The sequence below is a fragment of the Streptomyces sp. SID13666 genome (assembly GCF_010548325.1).
Lineage (GTDB): Bacteria > Actinomycetota > Actinomycetes > Streptomycetales > Streptomycetaceae > Actinacidiphila > Actinacidiphila fildesensis.
The window spans coordinates 68,653-86,307 of the sequence record NZ_JAAGLX010000004.1 but is presented as its reverse complement, the minus strand read 5'-3'; the positions used below and the strand labels follow the sequence as shown (position 1 = coordinate 86,307).

11 protein-coding genes are annotated in these 17,655 nt (G+C 72.1%); 8 read left to right on the top strand and 3 right to left on the bottom strand.

Annotated features, from left to right (window positions below; genetic code table 11):
* Positions 1-194: 194 nt before the first annotated feature.
* Positions 195-1,592 (top strand): histidine kinase, encoded by a 1,398-nt coding sequence (locus tag G3I60_RS09350; protein ID WP_164294435.1) that lies wholly within the window; start codon positions 195-197, stop codon positions 1,590-1,592.
* A 32-nt stretch (positions 1,593-1,624) separates the two neighbouring features.
* Here G3I60_RS09350 and G3I60_RS09345 read toward each other — a convergent pair whose 3' ends face one another.
* Positions 1,625-2,116 (bottom strand): SUKH-3 domain-containing protein, encoded by a 492-nt coding sequence (locus G3I60_RS09345; protein WP_164294451.1) that lies wholly within the window; start codon positions 2,114-2,116, stop codon positions 1,625-1,627.
* A 59-nt stretch (positions 2,117-2,175) separates the two neighbouring features.
* Positions 2,176-2,676, bottom strand: a complete 501-nt coding sequence (locus tag G3I60_RS09340; RefSeq protein ID WP_138354676.1) for a YwqJ-related putative deaminase — start codon at positions 2,674-2,676, stop codon at positions 2,176-2,178.
* A gap of 253 nt (positions 2,677-2,929) precedes the next feature.
* Here G3I60_RS09340 and G3I60_RS09335 point away from each other — a divergent pair, with 253 nt between their 5' ends.
* The 4 genes from G3I60_RS09335 (at position 2,930) to G3I60_RS09320 (ending at position 8,571) form a co-directional block, all read left to right on the top strand.
* Complete coding sequence (locus tag G3I60_RS09335) at positions 2,930-3,727, top strand: sensor domain-containing protein (RefSeq protein ID WP_164294436.1); 798 nt, start codon at positions 2,930-2,932, stop codon at positions 3,725-3,727.
* A gap of 79 nt (positions 3,728-3,806) precedes the next feature.
* Entirely contained in the window at positions 3,807-4,832 is a 1,026-nt protein-coding gene (locus G3I60_RS09330; protein WP_164294437.1) for an SMI1/KNR4 family protein, read from the top strand.
* An 8-nt stretch (positions 4,833-4,840) separates the two neighbouring features.
* Positions 4,841-7,462: an SUKH-4 family immunity protein gene (locus tag G3I60_RS09325; RefSeq protein ID WP_164606979.1), complete on the top strand. Its 2,622-nt coding sequence runs from the start codon at positions 4,841-4,843 to the stop codon at positions 7,460-7,462.
* Positions 7,463-7,647: 185 nt separating this feature from the next.
* Positions 7,648-8,571 carry a cellulose-binding protein gene (locus G3I60_RS09320; protein WP_138356081.1) on the top strand — a complete coding sequence of 308 codons (924 nt, stop codon included), beginning with the start codon at positions 7,648-7,650 and terminating at the stop codon, positions 8,569-8,571.
* Positions 8,572-8,614: 43 nt separating this feature from the next.
* Here G3I60_RS09320 and G3I60_RS09315 read toward each other — a convergent pair whose 3' ends face one another.
* The gene (locus G3I60_RS09315; RefSeq protein WP_244809832.1) at positions 8,615-10,090 is read right to left on the bottom strand and encodes an MFS transporter; all 1,476 of its coding nucleotides are present in this window, start codon (positions 10,088-10,090) and stop codon (positions 8,615-8,617) included.
* Between the two features lie 429 nt (positions 10,091-10,519).
* Here G3I60_RS09315 and G3I60_RS09310 point away from each other — a divergent pair, with 429 nt between their 5' ends.
* The 3 genes from G3I60_RS09310 to mfd all read left to right on the top strand — a co-directional run bounded on the left by G3I60_RS09310 (position 10,520) and on the right by mfd (position 17,606).
* Positions 10,520-11,311, top strand: coding sequence for an ABC transporter ATP-binding protein (locus G3I60_RS09310; RefSeq protein ID WP_138356083.1), 792 nt, complete (start codon positions 10,520-10,522; stop codon positions 11,309-11,311).
* Positions 11,308-13,875: an ABC transporter permease gene (locus G3I60_RS09305; RefSeq protein WP_164606977.1), complete on the top strand. Its 2,568-nt coding sequence runs from the start codon at positions 11,308-11,310 to the stop codon at positions 13,873-13,875. The genes G3I60_RS09310 and G3I60_RS09305 overlap by 4 nt, the downstream gene beginning before the upstream one ends.
* Before the next feature lie 197 nt (positions 13,876-14,072).
* Positions 14,073-17,606 (top strand): transcription-repair coupling factor, encoded by a 3,534-nt coding sequence (mfd, locus tag G3I60_RS09300; protein WP_164296807.1) that lies wholly within the window; start codon positions 14,073-14,075, stop codon positions 17,604-17,606.
* Positions 17,607-17,655: the final 49 nt, after the last annotated feature.

Sequence of the window (17,655 nt, the reverse complement as noted above, 5' to 3'; positions counted from 1 at the left end):
GGCTGATCTCCCCGCCGGTGGATGGGCGGAGTGGGGCGGACCGCGCTGTCCGACCCGACCAGGATAGGTCGGGTCACCGCGGGGCACGGCCCCCGCCCATCTGGCGGACACCCCTATGCGCCGACGGCCGCCCCCCTGGCCGCCCCAGGACACCGGACCCCTGCCCGCGCGGTACACGGCCTAGGCTGGACCGTATGAGTACGACGGGGGCGCACGTACCGGATGACAGGGGTGGGGGCCGGGCACGGCCCGGCCCGTGGTGGTGGCCGAGGCGGCGCAGCCTCGTGCTCGACGCGACGCTGGCCGCTGTGTCGGCGCTCGAATGCTTTGTCGAAGGGGCGTCCTTCGCGGAGAAGGCCGGGATCGAGCCCGGCATCGGCGCCGTCTTCGGGCTGCTCGTCGGCGCGTCGCTGCTGTTGCGCCGCCGCTGGCCGATCGCGATCGTCCTGATCGCCATCGCGGTGACCCCCGCGCAGCTCGGGTTCCTGCTCGGCATCGTCGGCCTCTACACGCTGGCGGCCTCCGAGGTCCCGCGCCGCATCACCGCCACCCTGGCCGGGATGAGCGGGGTCGGCACGATGATCGTCGCGTTCATCCAGATGCGCGACAGCCTGCGGCAGGACAGCAACACCCCGATGCCGGTCATCGTGATCACCTCGGTCCTGATGGCCCTCGGGCTGACCGCGCCGCCGGTGCTGCTCGGGCTGTACGTCCGGGCCCGGCGCCGGCTGGTGGAGAGCCTGCGGGAGCGCGCCGACGGTCTGGAGCGGGAACTGACGCTGCTCGCCGAGAAGGCGACGGAGCGGGCGGAACGGGCCCGTTCCGACGAGCGGACCCGGATCGCCCGGGAGATGCACGACGTGGTCGCGCACCGGGTGAGCCTGATGGTGGTGCACGCGGCGGCGCTCAAGGCCGTCGCCCTGAAGGACCCGGAGAAGGCGTCCGCGAGCGCGGAGCTGCTGGGGGACATGGGGCGGCAGGCGCTCAACGAGCTGCGCCAGATGCTCGGCGTTCTGCGGACGGCGCAGGTGGTGAACGGCGCGGGCACCGGGAGCACCCTGGCCTTCACGGAGCTGGGCAGCGGCAACGCTTCCGGGGCGGCGCGGACCGCCGGGCCTTCCGACGGGGCGGGCAGCGGGCCGCAGGCCGGCGCCCGGCAGCCGGACGGCCCGTGCCTCGCCGAACTGGAGGCGCTCGTCGAGGAGTCCCGCGCGGCGGGGATGCGCGTCGAGCTGACCGTCGAGGGCGAGGTCCGGGCGTGCGAGGACCAGGTCGAGCGGACCGCGTACCGCGTCGTCCAGGAGGCCCTCACCAACGTTCACAAGCACGCCCCGGGCGCCGGTACCGAGGTGCGGCTCGCCTACCGGGAGGCCGAGGTCGCCGTCCGCGTCGAGAACGGCCCGTCCGACGGCTCACCCGCCGCGGCACTGCCCAGCGGCGGCCACGGCCTCGTCGGGATGAAGGAGCGCGTCACCGCGCTCGGCGGCGGCTTCGTCGCCGGGCACACCGAGGCCGGCGGCTTCCGGGTCTCCGCCATGATCCCGGCGCTGCCCGTCGTCGCGGTGCCCACCGGACCGCCGGCCGCCGGCTGAGCGGACGGCCGGGCGGGCGTGCCGGGCAGCCGTCAGGCGGTGGTCAGCCGGTTCGGCCGGCCGCCGCCGACCAGGGTGGTCAGGGCGCTGTCGATGTCGGCGCCGAGATACCAGTCCCCGGTGTGGTCGATGGCGTAGACATGGCCGTTCGCGTCGATCGCGAGCAGCGAGCCCGAGCCCATCTCCTCGCCGAGCGGGGACACCTCGGTCTCCAGCGCCCGGCCGAGGTCGGCGAGGGTCCTGGCGAGATGGAGTCCGCGCAGCGGGTTGACCAGGACCGGCGTCGGCGCGATCTGCCGGCCGGGGCCGGTGGTGGCGGGTATGGCGAGGCCGCCGAACTCCGCCCAGGCCTCCACGGCCGCCGGGGAGACGGCGTGCGTGTGCCCGGCGGGGGAGGAGTGCGCCCGCAGTGCGTCCGCCCACACCTCGGCCTGCTTGATGTCCCAGCGGCCGGGCTGCCAGCCGGCCGACCGCAGGGCGGCGTCCACACCGACCGGGAACCGGGTGCTCGGGGAGCTCGGCATACCGGCGGCGTGGTTCACACCGTTCACGCTGTTCGGGTCCCGCGGGGCGTTCGGGTCGCTCACGCCGCCTCCGCCGACGGGTCGACCGGCCGCACGCCGAAATGCGCCAGCAGCGGCCCGCAGGAGCGGCAGGGCGGCGCGTACGAGCCGTGCTCGGGGTCACCGTCCTCACGTATACGGCGGGCGGTGAGCCGCGCGCCACGCAATGCCTTACGGGCCTCACTCTGCGTGAGCGGCTTGCGGGCCGCGCGCTTGCTGCGCGAGGCGTCCACCGCGGAGAGGAACCGGGAGAGCAGCACGGGCTCCGGACAGCGTCCGGTGAAGCGCTCGCGCTGGGCGACCGGCAGGGTGTCGAGGAAGTCCTGGACGATCGGATGCAGCGCCGGTGCCTGCTCGGCCTTGCTCCCGGTGCAGGTCAGCACCTCGTCGCGGATGGACAGCGCGGCGGCGACGGCCGGCAGGATGCCGTCCCGCCGGTGCCGCAGAACGGGTGGCCCCGCGGTGTCGGCGCCCATGGCACTCCAGGTGAGCCGCGGATCCGCGGCGTCCGTTGTCTGCATGGTGGTGCGTCCTCCTGTCCGCCCGCCGGAGCGGGCGATCCCCCGTTTACAAGACTCAGAGTGCCAAAGGTGTCAGGAGGTGGGGAAGTCGGGTGCGGTGTGCGGAACATCCTGTGTGTCCCATGTCACCGTGGTGTGACGGATCGTCGGCGGAGTGGAAACGGCTTGGACGGGGCAGCAGATGGGCCGGAAGGATGGGCCGCAGCTCGCATTCGCGGGCGGAACGTTCCGTCCACGAGGGAGAGTTGCCGGCATGCGCGCTCGGTCCCGCACCACCACTCGCACCAATGTCCGTATCCGCCAAGCCGTCACGGCCGCCGCCGTGCTGCCCGTTCTGGCACTGGCCGCCGCCTGTTCCGGCGATGACGGCGGGAGCGGCGACGGGAAGGGCAAGGACGGCGCGACGACGGCTCCCGCGACGTCCGCGGCCGGGTCCTCGACGGGGGCCGCCAAGGCGCCGCTGACCGCAGCGCAGTTGAGGTCGGCGCTGGTCAAGGACACCGAGGTGCCCGGCTACAAGATCGAGGCGTCGAAGAACGAGGCGATGAGCCCCGACGACGTGATGACGACGGACAAGCCCGAGTGCCAGCCGCTCGCCGATCCGCCCAGCACCCGGCCGAAGTACGCGCGCAAGGCGTTCGTCGGCGCCTCGGTCGGCAAGATCGACCCGGCCAATCTGCCGGCCGGCGTCGAGCTGACCCAGATGCTGCTCGCCAGCCACGCCCCCGGTGAGGCCGGGAAGATGGTCGCCGACATCCGGCAGGCGCTGGACAAGTGCACCGCGTTCACGGCCACCGACGGCACCGGCAAGAAGATCCCGTTCGCGATCCGGAAGGGCCCCGCGGTCACCGTGGGCGACGAGGCCGTCTCGTACGTCATGGCGGACACCGGCGACAAGGAGGGCGGCACGGCACTGGTCACCGTCGTGCGCACCGGCGACGCCAGCGTCACGTATCTGTCGGTGAAGGGGACCGGCCAGGCGGGCGACCCGCCCCTCGTCGTCGCCCGCAAGCAGGACACGAACCTGAAGGCCGCGGAGGCCGCCGGCTGAGCCGGACGGGGGCGGAAGCCGAACTTGCCACACCCCATAGGCTGTGCTCATCAGCCAGACGCAGCAGGGGGCAACCGCCATGACGACAGGTCGGCCAGGGCTGGGGGCACCTCCCAGCCCCCGGACCGGGGGACGGACCGTGCCACCGAACGCGGCCTACGCCGGTCAGGTCGTGCACTTCCCGGACCCGGTGCGCGCCGCCCGGCACCCCCAGGGTGTCTGGGTCGACGACGACGGCTACCCGGATTTCTCGGCGTTCGCGAGAGCGGCGGCGGAGATCGCGGAACCCCCCGAGGGCTTCGGCGTGGACGAGCTCCGGCTGACCGATTACGTGTCGGCCAACGCCGCGATGCACGCCGCGGGACACGAGTTGTGGGGCAGCCTGCCGCCCGTCGCGACCCCGCACGGCTGGACCTGGCACCACGTCGCGGGCACCCGGCGGCTGGAGCTGATCCCCGTCGAGGTCAAGGCCCTGCTGCGGCACCACGGCGGCCTCGCCGTCTCGACCGCCGACCACTCCAAGCGCGGCACCCGCCCGCTCCAGGAGACCCGCCCCGTGCACTTCGGGCTGCCCAAGGCGACGCCCCACCAGAGCGGTGTGGCGGTCACCGAGCAGCAGGTCCTGGACGTCGAGGAGGAGCTGGGCTACCGGCTCCCCGGCGCCTACCGCACCTTCCTGAAGGCGGCCGGCGGCTGCGCCCCGGCCGGGGTCGCGCTCGACCCGGACCTGGGACTGCTGCTGGACCAGCCGTTCTTCACGGTGCGTGACGAGGCCGCGGTCAACGACCTCGTGTACGTCAACAAATGTCTGCGCGACCACTTCACCAAGGACTACCTGGCCATCGGCTACGTCCAGGGCGGAGTGCTCGCGGTCAAGGTCAAGGGCGACAGCACCGGCTCGGTCTGGTTCTGCGCCTACGACGACGCGCGGGACGGCGACCACTGGTCGTCCCCGCAGGAGCGGGTCGCGGAGCTGCTGCTGCCGTGCGGTGACTCGCTCGACGCGTTCCTGCTGCGGCTGGCGGGAAATCCGCCGGAGTTGGAGACAGTGGCGAACCTGATGGTGGACGGTGGCTTCGCCAGTGCCGTCCCGGTGGAGGGGTGAAGCAGGGAATGGTCACTTTCGCGCAGGCGCAGGAGCGCGCCGAGCGGTGGATCAACGGTGACGTCCCGGCGTACCAGGCCCGCGAGGTGCGGGTGCGGGAGTTCGACCTGGGCTTCGTCGCCTGGTCCGAGCCACGCGAGGACGGTCCGTCGAGCGATGACGGACAGGTGCGGCTGGTCATCGCGCGGGACAGCGGAGAGGCCACGCTGTGGCCGGGTCTGCCGGTCGGCGAGGTCATCCGCCGCTACGAGGAGGAGTACGGCGCGGTGCCGAACGACACCCCGCCGACGCCGCCCCAACGGCTCGATCTGGAGGCGACGTCCTTCCTGATCAGTCCACCGCAGTGGCTGCAGGACGCGGCGGACAAGATGGGCATCCCGGACCGCCGCCCCGGCGCGGCTCCGGCCGCGGCCCCCGACGCACCGGTCGTGCCGGCCCCCGCGCCGGTGCCGTCCCAGGCGTCCGTCGAGATCGACTCCGGGGCCTGGTCCGGCCGCACCACCAGTGCCCCGGACGACTCCGTCTCCGTCCCCATCCCCGCCACGGTCTTCGCCCCGCCGATCTCCGACTCCGACGAGGCGCACACCCCGCCGTCGATGGCCGGCGCCGAGGCCAAGACCGAACTGATGCCGCAGGGCAGCTCGCTGCCCGCGACGATCATCGCCCCGCCGGAGGGCGCCGGCTTCCCGATCGCGCCCGCGACGCCCGGCGCCGGCGGTCCCGGCCGGCCGCCGGGCCCCGGTTACGCCCGTCCCGGCCTGCCGCCGCCGTCAGGTCCCGGCGTGGCGCTGCCGCCGCCCGCGGGTCTCGCGACCCCGGGCGGACCCGGTGGCCCCGGCACTTCGGGGAGCGCCGCAGCGGACATCGCCGACGCGGAGACCGCGAAGGCGGTGCGCGGCAGCGTGCCGTCCGCGGGTCCCGGACGGCGCAGCCCGGACGCCCCGCCGCCGCCCAGCGGGCCCCACGCGCCCGGAGCCCCGGGTGCTCCCGGCGCTCCGGCCGGCGGGGGATACCTGCCCACGCAGCTGGTGCCGGCGCGCGGTCAGAACGACCCCGGCCCGGCCGCTCCCGGTGCCCCCGGCACCCCGGGCAGCCCGCCGTCGTCCGGCGGTGTGAACTACGCGGCGACGATGCTCGCGGGTCCTGGCGTCGGTGGTCCGGGTGCTCCCGGTGGTCCTGGTGGTCCGCCGCCTCCTCCCGGTGTGATCGGTGGTTCGGGCCCGGGTGGTCCGCCGCCCCCGCCCGGTGTCATCGGTGGTGGCCGTGGCGCTCCGCCCGCCCAGGGCTCCTCCGGCGGTGTGAACTACGCGGCGACGATGCTCGCGGGTCCCGGTGTCGGTGGTCCGGGTGCTCCCGGTGGTCCTGGTGGTCCGCCGCCTCCTCCCGGTGTGATCGGTGGTTCGGGCCCGGGTGGTCCGCCGCCCCCGCCCGGTGTCCCCGGCGGTGGCCGCGGCGCTCCGCCGACCCCGCCGGGCCCCGGCGGGCCCGGTGCCGGTGCCCCGTACGCAGCGACGATGCTGGCCGGCCCGAACCCCGGTGGCCCTGGTGGTCCAGGCGGTCCCGGCATGCCGCCACCGCCGCCGCCCGGAGCCGCGGCCCCGCCGCCCCCCGGCGGTTACGGATACCCGCAGCCGCCGGCCGGTGTGCCGACGGTCGGCCCCGGCTACATGGCCGTCCTGAGCTACCGCGCGCACGACGGTTCGCAGCAGCAGCTGATCCGCCGCTCGGCGCCGGGCACTCCGCACCCCGAGTGGCAGATCCTGCACGAGCTGCGCGCGCTCAACGTGCCGCCGCAGCAGGTGCTGGAGCTGCACACGGAGCTGGAGGCGTGCGATCTGCCAGGCGGCTACTGCGCCCGGATGATCCGCGAGACCTGGCCCCAGGTGCGGATCAGCCACACGGCCCCGTACGGCCGCGAGCACGCCTCGCGCCAGCAGGGTGTCCAGCATCTGCTGACGCACCAGGGCGAGTTGCACCAGGTCGCGTCGGCGCCGGCGCGGCCGCAGCCGCAGCGGGTGCCGATGCCGGACCCGAACCAGGTCCAGCGGGTACCGCCGATCCCGCTCGAGGGGATCGGCCACGAGCTGGCGCAGGCGTTCGGGCCGCAGGGCCTGTTCCGGTTCGACCAGCGTGCGGTCTCCCGCCAGGGGGTGCCGGACATCGTCGCGCAGACCCTGATGTGGGCCGGGCTGCCGGTGGACTTCGGGCCGTTCTTCTGGGCGCAGGCCCAGCCGGGCCGCCCGGTGCCGACGCTCGCCGAACTGGCGCAGGAGCGCGGGGTGCAGCCGGCCTCGGACGCGGGCTCGTACCTGGTCATGGGCAATGACTTCGGGCGCCAGCTGTGTGTGCAGTACGGCACCGCGCACATCGTCGCGGTGCCGCTCGAAGCGGGCCCCGGCGGGCAGCCGGTGCCGCCGCAGTTCGTGAACTCCAGCCTGCCGGAGTTCGCCCGCTGCCTCGCCCTGCTCGGGCGGATGTGGCGGCTGCGGATCGGGCTCACGCCCGACCAGGCCGGCCGCTGGACGGTCGACTTCCAGGCGCAGCTCGCGGCGCAGGACCCGGCCGCGATCGCCTCGCCGGACAACTGGTGGGCCGTACTGATCGAGCAGATGTGGGACGGCCTGCTCTGACGCTCCCCGCTGTGTCCTGATCCCCGGGCGGCCCGGGTCCGGATTATCCGGACCCGGGCCGCCGCGCTATGTACGGGCGATGGGTTGGGTAGGGGTAGGTCGGAGTGTCGCGGTATACATAATTCGGACATATCGACAAAAATGGATTACAGAGTACGGTTCGGAAGGACGGCGAGGGGCAGCGCATGAGCAGCACGGCAACACCTCACGGCTTCGACACCGTTCGCGGGCGCGGCTACCGGGTGGAACAGGTCGAACGCTTCCTCGAGGAACTGTCCGAGGACCGCGACGCGGCCTGGGAGCGGGCCGCCCGGCTCACTGTTCTCGCGAACGAGATGGACACCGAGGCCAAGGCGCTGCGGGAATCCGTCGACGCGCTCGGCCCGGCGAGTTACGAGACGCTGAGCGCGAGCGCGCAGGAACTGCTGCGCCTCGTGCAGGAAGAGGCCGCGGCGGTCAGGGAGCGCGCCGAGAACGAGATCCAGTACGCCCACGACGCCGCGGAGACCGCCCGCCGCGCCCTCCAGGACGAGGCCAGGGCCGCCGCCGCCGAGCGGCGCGCGGTCGCGGAGGACCAGGCAGGACGGGTGCTCGACGTGGCACGCGGCCGCGCCGGCGAGATCCTCACGGAAGCGCAGACCGAGGCCGGCCTGGTGCGCGGCGAGGCCGAGCAGGCCCTGGAGGCCACCCGGCAGGACACCACGCGCACCCTCACCGATCTCGACAAGGAACAGCGCGAGCGGCTGGACGCCTTCGAGCACGAGATGGCCGAGCGCGAGGCCGGCGTCGACAGCCGGATCGGCGAGCTGACCGGCTACGCGGAGCGCCGCTTCGAGGACGCCAGGACGGCGCGCGCCGAGGCCGAGGAGTTCGCGCGGCACGGGCAGGAGGACGCCGAGGCCCGGGCGGCCGCCCTGCTCGCGGAGGCCCGCATGCGGGAGGAGCGCATCCGGCGCGAGAGCGAGCGGGAACTGCGCGAGCACGAGGAGCGCCGCGAGGAGATCCGCGCCCACCTCGCCCACGTCCGCAGCAGCCTCGCGGCCCTCACCGGCCGCCCGCTGCCCGACGACGATCCCTCGGTCCCGGAACCGGGCCCGGCCCCGGAGTAGCGGAACGGGCGGCCGTCCGTCCCCGTCCGTCGGTCCCCGTCCGTCAGTCCCCGTCCGTCAGGACGGGGAAGCGGCGCGGGGCGACGAACAGCAGCACCAGCACGGCCGCCCCGGCCGCCGCCGCGGCGCCCACGTAGACGTGGTCGACCGCGGCCGCCACCGCCCGGCGCACCGGCTCGGCCGCCCCGCCCGGCGGCGTCAGCGAAGCCGGCGCCGCGCCCAGCCGGGCCACCAGCGTGTGGTTGGCGACGGCGCCGAAGACCGCCGCGCCCACGCTCTGCCCGACCTGGCGGCAGAAGAGCACCGACGAGGTCGTCGTCGCCCGTTCCGCCCACCCGACAGTGGACTGCACACCGACGATCAGCGGCAGTTGGAAGAGCCCCAGCGCGCCGCCGAGCAGCAGCATCAGCAACGCGGGCTGCCAGGCCGGCCCGCCGTAGGGCAGCAGCGGGAACGCGGCGAGGATCGCGGTGGCGCAGCTCATGCCGATGACGGCGCTGTTGCGGAAGCCGATCCGCAGATAGACGCGACTGCTCAGGGCCGCCGACAGCGGCCAGCTCAGCGTCATGACGGACAGCACGAACCCGGCGGCGACCGGCCCGAGCCCCAGGACCGTCTGGGCGTAGGTCGGCAGGAAGACCGTCGGCGCGATCATGAGCAGCCCGAGCGCGCCGAGCGCCAGGTTCACGGAGACGATGACCCGCCGCCGCCACACCCAGCCCGGGATGATCGGCTCGGCGGCGCGCCGTTCGATCACCACCGTGCCGGCGGTGCAGACGGCGCTGGCGGCGAACAGGGTGAGGGACTGCCAGGACAGCCAGGACCACGCGATGCCGCCCTGGACGAGGGCGAGGAGCAGCAGCCCGCCGGCGAGGAAGAGCGCGACCGCGCCGGGCCAGTCGATGCGGTGGCGGGTGCGGGTGATGTTCTCGTGCAGGTGGCGGAGGATGAGGACGAGGGCGGCCGCGCCGACCGGCAGGTTGATGAGGAAGATCCAGCGCCAGTCGCCGTATCCGGCGAGGAAGCCGCCGGCCAGCGGTCCCGCGATGGCGGAGACCGCCCACACGGTGGAGAGCGCCGCCTGTATGCGGCCGCGTTCCTTCAGCCCGTACAGATCGGCGGCCACGGTCTGCACAGTGCCCTGGATCGCGCCGCCGCCCAGCCCCTGGACGATCCGGAAGGCGATCAGGCTCGCCATGTTCCAGGCGCCCGCGCACAGCAGCGATCCGAGCAGGAAGAGCGCGATGCCGGCCAGCAGCACCGGCTTGCGGCCGAAGGTGTCGGCGAGCTTGCCGTACACCGGCAGCGTCACCGTCACGGCCAGCAGATAGCCGGAGAAGAGCCAGGAGAACACCGAGAGGCCGCCGAGGTCGCCGACGATCTGCGGGACGGCCGTCGAGATGATCGTGGAGTCCATCGCGGCGAGCGCCATGGCGAGCATCAGCGCGGCCACGATCCGGCCGCGCCGGGGTGGGCGCGCGGGCTCCGCCGCGGCCGATGACCGGGCCGTACGTTCCACAGGACCGCTCACGGCGGCTCCCTCCCCTGGCGTGCACAGCAGTGTGTGTACACCGCACCATTCCATGCGGGACCGGGGTCGCGACAGCCGGTATCGGCGGCATCGCCGCAGGTGAAACAAGGTTCTTGCACCTCACGTGGCGTGAGGGCAGATCATCGACCCCGAGGTCGCGGACGGTTGGATGTCGGCGACCCTTAGGGGAAAGTACTCACTTCCGCCTACTCGATGTTCGTACTGGCGGAGGACGTTCGGGAGGCCTGGTGCTCCTTAGGGTCATCAGTGGGACGTGGTGGGGCTAACCCCACCAGCAAGACGGAGACCTGCCCCATCGCCGCGACCCCAGGCTGACCAGCACTCTGATAACGCGGGACAGGGACCACCAGGTTCCGCAGGAGCCCGACGAAACACACGAGATTTCAGGAGATAGCAGTGACAACGGCTGTAACGATTCCCAAGTCCGGGGGCAGCGGAGAGCGTTCGGCTGTTGCCGCCCGTGCACGTCAGGTCACCAAGTCGTACGGCACCACCGAGGACACGCGCGTGGTCGCGCTGGACGCGGTGGACGTGGACATCGCCCGCAGCGGTTTCACCGCGATCATGGGCCCGTCCGGTTCCGGCAAGTCGACCCTGATGCACTGCCTGGCGGGCCTGGACTCGGTCACCAGCGGACAGATCTGGGTCGGTGACACGGAGATCACCAAGCTGAAGGACAAGAAGCTCACCCAGCTCCGCCGGGACCAGATCGGCTTCATCTTCCAGGCGTTCAACCTGCTCCCGACGCTCAACGCGCTGGAGAACATCACGCTGCCGATGGACATCGCGGGCCGCAAGCCCGACCGCGAGTGGCTGGACCGCGTCATCGAGACCGTCGGCCTGGCCGGGCGTCTCAAGCACCGCCCGAACCAGCTCTCCGGTGGCCAGCAGCAGCGTGTCGCGGTCGCCCGCGCCCTCGCCGCCCGCCCCGAGATCATCTTCGGTGACGAGCCGACCGGAAACCTGGACTCGCGCGCCGGCGCCGAGGTGCTGGGCTTCCTGCGCCGCTCGGTCGACGAGCTCGGCCAGACCATCGTCATCGTGACCCACGACCCGGTCGCCGCCTCCTACGCGGACCGCGTCATCTACCTGGCCGACGGCCGCATCGTCGACGACATGGCGAACCCGACGGCCGACTCCGTTCTCGAGCGCATGAAGTCCTTCGACGCCCGTGGGAGGGTGTCGTGACCGTCTTCAAGACATCGATGCGCAACTTTGTCGCGCACAAGGGCCGGATGGTGCTCAGCGCCGTCGCCGTGCTCCTTTCGGTGGCGTTCGTCTGCGGCACCCTCGTCTTCACCGACACCATGACCGCGACCTTCGACAAGCTCTTCGCCTCCACGGCGTCGGACGTCTCGGTCAGCGCCAAGAAGGTCGACGACGCCCAGGAGACCGGCAAGCCGGAGACCGTTCCGGCCTCGCTGCTGGCGAAGCTGCAGCAGACCGCCGGGGTGCAGCAGGTCGAGACGCAGGTGGTCAGCGACAAGATCACCGTCGTCAACAGCAAGAACGAGAACGTCGGCTCCAAGACCGGTGCGCCCACCATCGCCATCAACTGGGACGAGCGCGACAGCAAGAAGTCGGTGGAGCTCACCTCCGGCCACGCGCCGCGCGGCCCGACCGAATCGCTGATCGACGCCGACACCGCCGCCAAGAAGGACCTGAAGATCGGCGACTCGCTCCGGGTCATCGCCACCCCCGGTGACTTCAGCACCCGGATCGTCGGCATCGCGACCTTCAAGACCACCAACCCCGGTGCCGCGCTCATCTACCTCGACACCCCGACCGCGCAGAGCAAGCTGCTCGGCACCACGGACGCGTTCACGAACTTCGGCCTGACCGCCAAGAGCGGCGTCAGCGACGAGCAGCTGAAGAAGGACGTCACGGCCGCGGTCGGCACCGACTACAAGATCCAGACGGCCGCCGAGGCCAACGCCGAGGCCAAGGACAGCATCGGTTCGTTCCTGAACCCGATGAAGTACGTCATGCTCGGCTTCGCCTTCATCTCGGTGATCGTCGGCATCTTCCTCATCATCAACACCTTCTCGATGCTGGTCGCCCAGCGGACCCGCGAGATCGGCCTGATGCGGGCCATCGGCTCCAGCCGCAAGCAGATCAACCAGTCCGTGCAGTTCGAGGCACTGCTGCTCGGCGTGACCGGCTCGATCCTCGGCATCGGCGGCGGCATCGGCCTCGCCGTCCTGCTCATGAAGCTCATGGGCAAGCTCGGCATGCACCTCGACACCTCCGAGCTGACGATCAAGGCAGCCACTCCGATCATCGGGCTGGGGATCGGCGTCATCGTCACCATGCTGGCCGCCGCGCTGCCTGCCCGGCGGGCGGGCAAGATCTCCCCGATGGCCGCCATGCGGGACGCCGGAACTCCGGCGGACGGCAAGGCCGGCAAGGTCCGCGCCACCATCGGTGTGCTGGTGGCCCTGGCCGGCGGCGCCGCCCTGGTCGCGGCGGGCAAGGCGGACAAGGCGTCCCAGGGCTCCTCGTTCCTCGGCTTCGGCGTGCTCCTCACGCTGATCGGCTTCGTGATCGTCGGCCCGCTGCTGGCCGGCGTGCTCGTCCGCGCCCTCAGCACCGTCTCGCTGCGGTTCTTCGGACCGGTCGGCCGCCTCGCGGAGCGCAACGCGCTGCGCAACCCGCGGCGTACCGGCGCCACCGCCTCGGCGCTGATGATCGGCCTCGCGCTGGTCGCCGGACTGTCCGTGGTCGGCACCTCGATGGTGGCCTCGGCCACCGACCAGCTCGACAAGTCGGTCGGCGCGGACTTCATCCTGCAGACCGACAACCAGCAGCCGCTGAGCCCCTCGCTGGCCAAGGCCATCCACTCGGCCGGTCACCTGGAGCACGTCACCGACTACACGGGCACCAACGCCAAGCTGACCACCCCGGACGGCAAGGTCTCCACCAAGCAGCTGACGGCCGCCAGCCCCACCTACGCGCGGGACCTGCGCGTCGAGGCCGTCCAGGGCAAGCTGTCCGACGCCTACGGCGACAACTCGATGTCGGTCAACGAAGGCTTCGCCACGGATCACGGCATCAAGATCGGCAGCGAGCTGACCGTCGCCTTCGTCGGCGGCGAGACCGCGAAGCTGAAGGTCGCCGCGATCACGTCGGACGACACCACGTTCGACAAGGGCGCGATGTACACGAACATCGCCACCGCGAAGCGGTTCCTGCCGGCCGACAAGTTCCCGCCCGACCAGATCATGTTCGCCAAGGCCGTCGACGGCCAGGCGAAGGAGGCGGCCGCGTCCCTCAAGGAAGCGGTCAAGGACTACCCGCAGCTCACCGTCCGGGACCAGACCGACTACAAGGACCTCATCAAGAGCCAGGTCAACCAGCTGCTCTACATGATCTACGGGCTGCTCGGCCTCGCGATCGTCGTCGCCATCCTCGGCGTCGTGAACACGCTGGCCCTGTCGGTCGTCGAGCGGACCCGTGAGATCGGCCTGATGCGGGCGATCGGAATGTCGCGGCGCCAGCTGCGGCGGATGGTCCGGCTGGAGTCCGTGGTCATCGCCCTCTTCGGCGCCCTGGTCGGCCTCGGCCTGGGCATGGGCTGGGGCATCTCGGCGCAGCGGCTGATGGCCACCGTGGGCTTCGGAGTCCTGGAGATCCCGTGGGGGACGATCATCATCGTCTTCTTCGGATCGGCCCTCGTCGGCCTGGTGGCCGCGCTGGTCCCCGCCTTCCGGGCGGGCCGGATGAACGTGCTCAACGCGATCGCCTCCGACTAGGCAGTCTCCCCACTGCCTACCAGGCGGCCCCGGAACGCAACCCCCCGCGTTCCGGGGCCGCCGTTTGTCGTCGCTCGGTGCGTCACATGTGATCGAGCGGCAGCGACTGTCGGTGGGGCGTCGTACGCTGGAAGAACCCCGGCCCGTTTGACGTGTCGGGCGTTCGCGTTGTCCAGCCCTGGGACGGAAACCCCTTCATGAGTCTGAACGGTCTGCTCGACGTCGTCGTGAACGATCCGGCCCTCGCCGAAGCGGTCAAGGCCGGTACCGACGGCAATCGCCCGTACGTCGACCTGGTGGGGCCTGCCGCCGCCCGGCCGCTCGTGCTGGCGGCCCTCGCCGCCCGCACCGGCCGTACGGTCCTGGCCGTGACGGCCACCGGCCGGGAGAGCGAGGACCTGGTCGCGGCGTTGCGGTCGCTGCTGCCGCCGGACTCCGTCGTGGAGTACCCGGCGTGGGAGACGCTGCCGCACGAGCGGCTGTCGCCGCGCTCCGACACCGTCGGCCGCCGGCTCGCCGTGCTGCGCAGGCTCGCACACCCGCGGGCGGACGACCCGACGGCCGGGCCCGTGAAGATCGTCGTCGCGCCGATCCGTTCCGTGCTGCAGCCGCAGGTCAAGGGGCTGGGCGAGCTGGAGCCGGTGTCCCTGCGCAGCGGACAGAGCGCGGATCTCGGCGAGGTCGTGGACGGCCTGGCGGCCGCCGCGTACGCCCGGGTGGAGCTGGTCGAGAAGCGTGGCGAGTTCGCGGTGCGCGGCGGGATCCTCGATGTCTTCCCGCCGACCGAGGAACACCCGCTGCGGGTGGAGTTCTGGGGCGACGACGTCGAGGAGATCCGGTACTTCAAGGTCGCCGACCAGCGCTCGCTGGAGATCGCCGAGCACGGCCTGTGGGCACCGCCGTGCCGGGAGCTGCTGCTCACCGACGAGGTGCGGGCGCGCGCGGCCGAGCTGGCGATCCGGCACCCCGAGCTGAACGAACTGCTCGACAAGATCGCCGAGGGCATCGCCGTCGAGGGCATGGAATCGCTGGCTCCGGTCCTGGTGGACGATATGGAGCTGCTGCTGGACGTGCTGCCGGCCGGGAGCATGACGGTCGTCTGCGACCCGGAGCGGGTCAGGACGCGCGCCTCCGACCTGGTCGCCACGTCGCAGGAGTTCCTTGAGGCGTCCTGGGCGGCCTCCGCCGGTGGCGGGGTGGCGCCGGTGGACCTGGGCGCGGCCTCGCTGTGGTCGATCGCCGATGTGCGTGACCACGCCCGGCAGCTGGGCACGCCCTGGTGGTCGATCAGCCAGTTCGCCGCGGATGCCGAGCTGGACGAGGACACCCTGCAGCTGGGCATGCGCGCGCCCGAGCTGTACCGGGGGGACACCGCCCGCGCGCTCGCCGACACCAAGGGCTGGCTGGCCGACGGCTGGCGCACGGTCTATGTCACCGAGGGCCACGGCCCGGCCGCCCGCATCGTGGAGGTGTTGGGCGGCGAGGGCATCGCGGCCCGCCTGGACATGGACCTGGCCGATCTGGAGCCGTCCGTCGTCCATGTCTCGACCGGTTCGATCGAGCACGGCTTCATCGACGCGGGGCTCAAGCTGGCCGTGCTGACGGAGTCCGACCTCACCGGGCAGAAGTCCTCCACCAAGGACATGGGGCGGATGCCGTCGCGGCGCCGCAAGACCATCGACCCGCTGACCCTGCAGCCCGGCGACTACATCGTGCACGAGCAGCACGGCGTGGGCCGCTACGTCGAGATGGTGCAGCGCACCGTCCAGGGCGCCACCCGCGAGTACCTGCTCGTCGAGTACGCGCCGGCGAAGAAGGGACAGCCCGGCGACCGGCTCTTCGTGCCGACCGACCAGCTGGAGCAGATCACCAAGTACGTCGGCGGCGAGGCCCCGACGCTGCACCGGCTCGGCGGCGCCGACTGGACGAAGACCAAGGCGCGCGCCAAGAAGGCGGTCAAGGAGATCGCCGCCGACCTCATCAAGCTCTACTCGGCGCGGATGGCGGCCCCCGGCTACACCTTCGGGCCCGACACCCCGTGGCAGCGCGAGCTGGAGGACGCCTTCCCGTACGTGGAGACGCCCGACCAGCTGACCACCATCGCCGAGGTCAAGGAGGACATGGAGAAGTCGGTCCCGATGGACCGGCTGATCTGCGGCGACGTCGGCTACGGCAAGACCGAGATCGCGGTCCGCGCCGCCTTCAAGGCGGTCCAGGACAGCAAGCAGGTCGCGGTGCTGGTCCCGACCACGCTGCTGGTGCAGCAGCACTTCACGACCTTCTCCGAGCGCTACGCCCAGTTCCCCGTGACGGTGAAGGCGCTGTCGCGCTTCCAGTCCGACAGCGAGGCCAAGGCCGTCCTGGAGGGGCTGCGCGACGGCACGGTCGACGTCGTCATCGGCACCCACCGGCTGTTCTCGTCCGAGACGAAGTTCAAGGACCTGGGCCTGGTCATCGTCGACGAGGAGCAGCGGTTCGGCGTCGAGCACAAGGAGCAGCTGAAGAAGCTGCGGGCCAACGTGGACGTGCTGACGATGTCCGCCACCCCCATTCCCCGCACGCTGGAGATGGCGGTCACCGGCATCCGCGAGATGTCGACGATCACCACCCCGCCGGAGGAGCGGCATCCGGTGCTGACCTTCGTCGGACCGTACGAGGAGAAGCAGATCGGCGCCGCGGTCCGGCGTGAACTGCTGCGCGAGGGCCAGGTCTTCTACATCCACAACCGGGTCGAGTCGATCGACCGGGCGGCGGCGCGGCTGCGCGAGATCGTGCCGGAGGCGCGGATCGCCACCGCGCACGGGCAGATGGGCGAGAACGCGCTGGAGCAGGTCGTCGTCGACTTCTGGGAGAAACGCTTCGACGTGCTGGTCTCCACGACGATCGTGGAGTCCGGCATCGACATCTCCAACGCGAACACCCTCATCGTGGAGCGCGGTGACAACTTCGGTCTCTCGCAGCTGCACCAGCTGCGCGGCCGCGTCGGCCGGTCACGCGAGCGCGGCTACGCCTACTTCCTGTACCCGCCGGAGAAGCCGCTCACCGAGACCGCGCACGAGCGGCTGGCGACCATCGCGCAGCACACCGAGATGGGCGCGGGCATGTACGTGGCGATGAAGGACCTGGAGATCCGCGGGGCGGGCAACCTGCTCGGCGGCGAGCAGTCCGGGCACATCGCGGGCGTCGGCTTCGACCTCTACATCCGGATGGTCGGCGAGGCGGTCGCGGACTACCGCTCGGCCCTGGAGGACGGCGGCGAGCCCGACGAGACACTGCTCGACGTCAAGATCGAACTGCCGGTGGACGCGCATGTCCCGCACGACTACGCACCGGGGGAGCGGCTGCGCCTGCAGGCGTACCGCGCCATCGCCGCCGCCAACAGCCACGAGGACATCACCGCGGTCCGCGAGGAGCTGACCGACCGATACGGCAAGCTGCCGGAGCCGGTGGAGAACCTGCTGCTGGTGGCCGGGCTGCGGCTGCTCGCCCGCAAGGTCGGGGTCAGCGACATCACCCTGGCGGGCAGCAACGTCCGGTTCGGCCCGGTCGAGCTGCGCGAGTCGCAGGAACTGCGGCTGAACCGGCTCTACCCGCGCACGGTCCTGAAGAACGCGGCCCGTCAGGTCCTCGTACCGCGCCCGACCACCGCCAAGATCGGCGGCACACCGGTCGTCGGACGGGAACTCCTGCTCTGGACGTCGGAGTTCCTGACCACGATTCTCGACAACTGAGACCCGACCGACGGGTTTCCGAGGGGTAACCGATACACAACCGGCGCCG

Excerpts from the sequence above, each read along its gene's own strand:
- G3I60_RS09350 (WP_164294435.1), top strand. The coding sequence starts at position 195 with ATGAGTACGACGGGGGCGCACGTACCGGATGACAGGGGTGGGGGCCGG.
- G3I60_RS09345 (WP_164294451.1), bottom strand. The coding sequence starts at position 2,116 with ATGCCGAGCTCCCCGAGCACCCGGTTCCCGGTCGGTGTGGACGCCGCC.
- G3I60_RS09340 (WP_138354676.1), bottom strand. The coding sequence starts at position 2,676 with ATGCAGACAACGGACGCCGCGGATCCGCGGCTCACCTGGAGTGCCATG.
- G3I60_RS09335 (WP_164294436.1), top strand. The coding sequence starts at position 2,930 with ATGCGCGCTCGGTCCCGCACCACCACTCGCACCAATGTCCGTATCCGC.
- G3I60_RS09330 (WP_164294437.1), top strand. The coding sequence starts at position 3,807 with ATGACGACAGGTCGGCCAGGGCTGGGGGCACCTCCCAGCCCCCGGACC.
- G3I60_RS09325 (WP_164606979.1), top strand. The coding sequence starts at position 4,841 with ATGGTCACTTTCGCGCAGGCGCAGGAGCGCGCCGAGCGGTGGATCAAC.
- G3I60_RS09320 (WP_138356081.1), top strand. The coding sequence starts at position 7,648 with ATGAGCAGCACGGCAACACCTCACGGCTTCGACACCGTTCGCGGGCGC.
- mfd (WP_164296807.1), top strand. The coding sequence starts at position 14,073 with ATGAGTCTGAACGGTCTGCTCGACGTCGTCGTGAACGATCCGGCCCTC.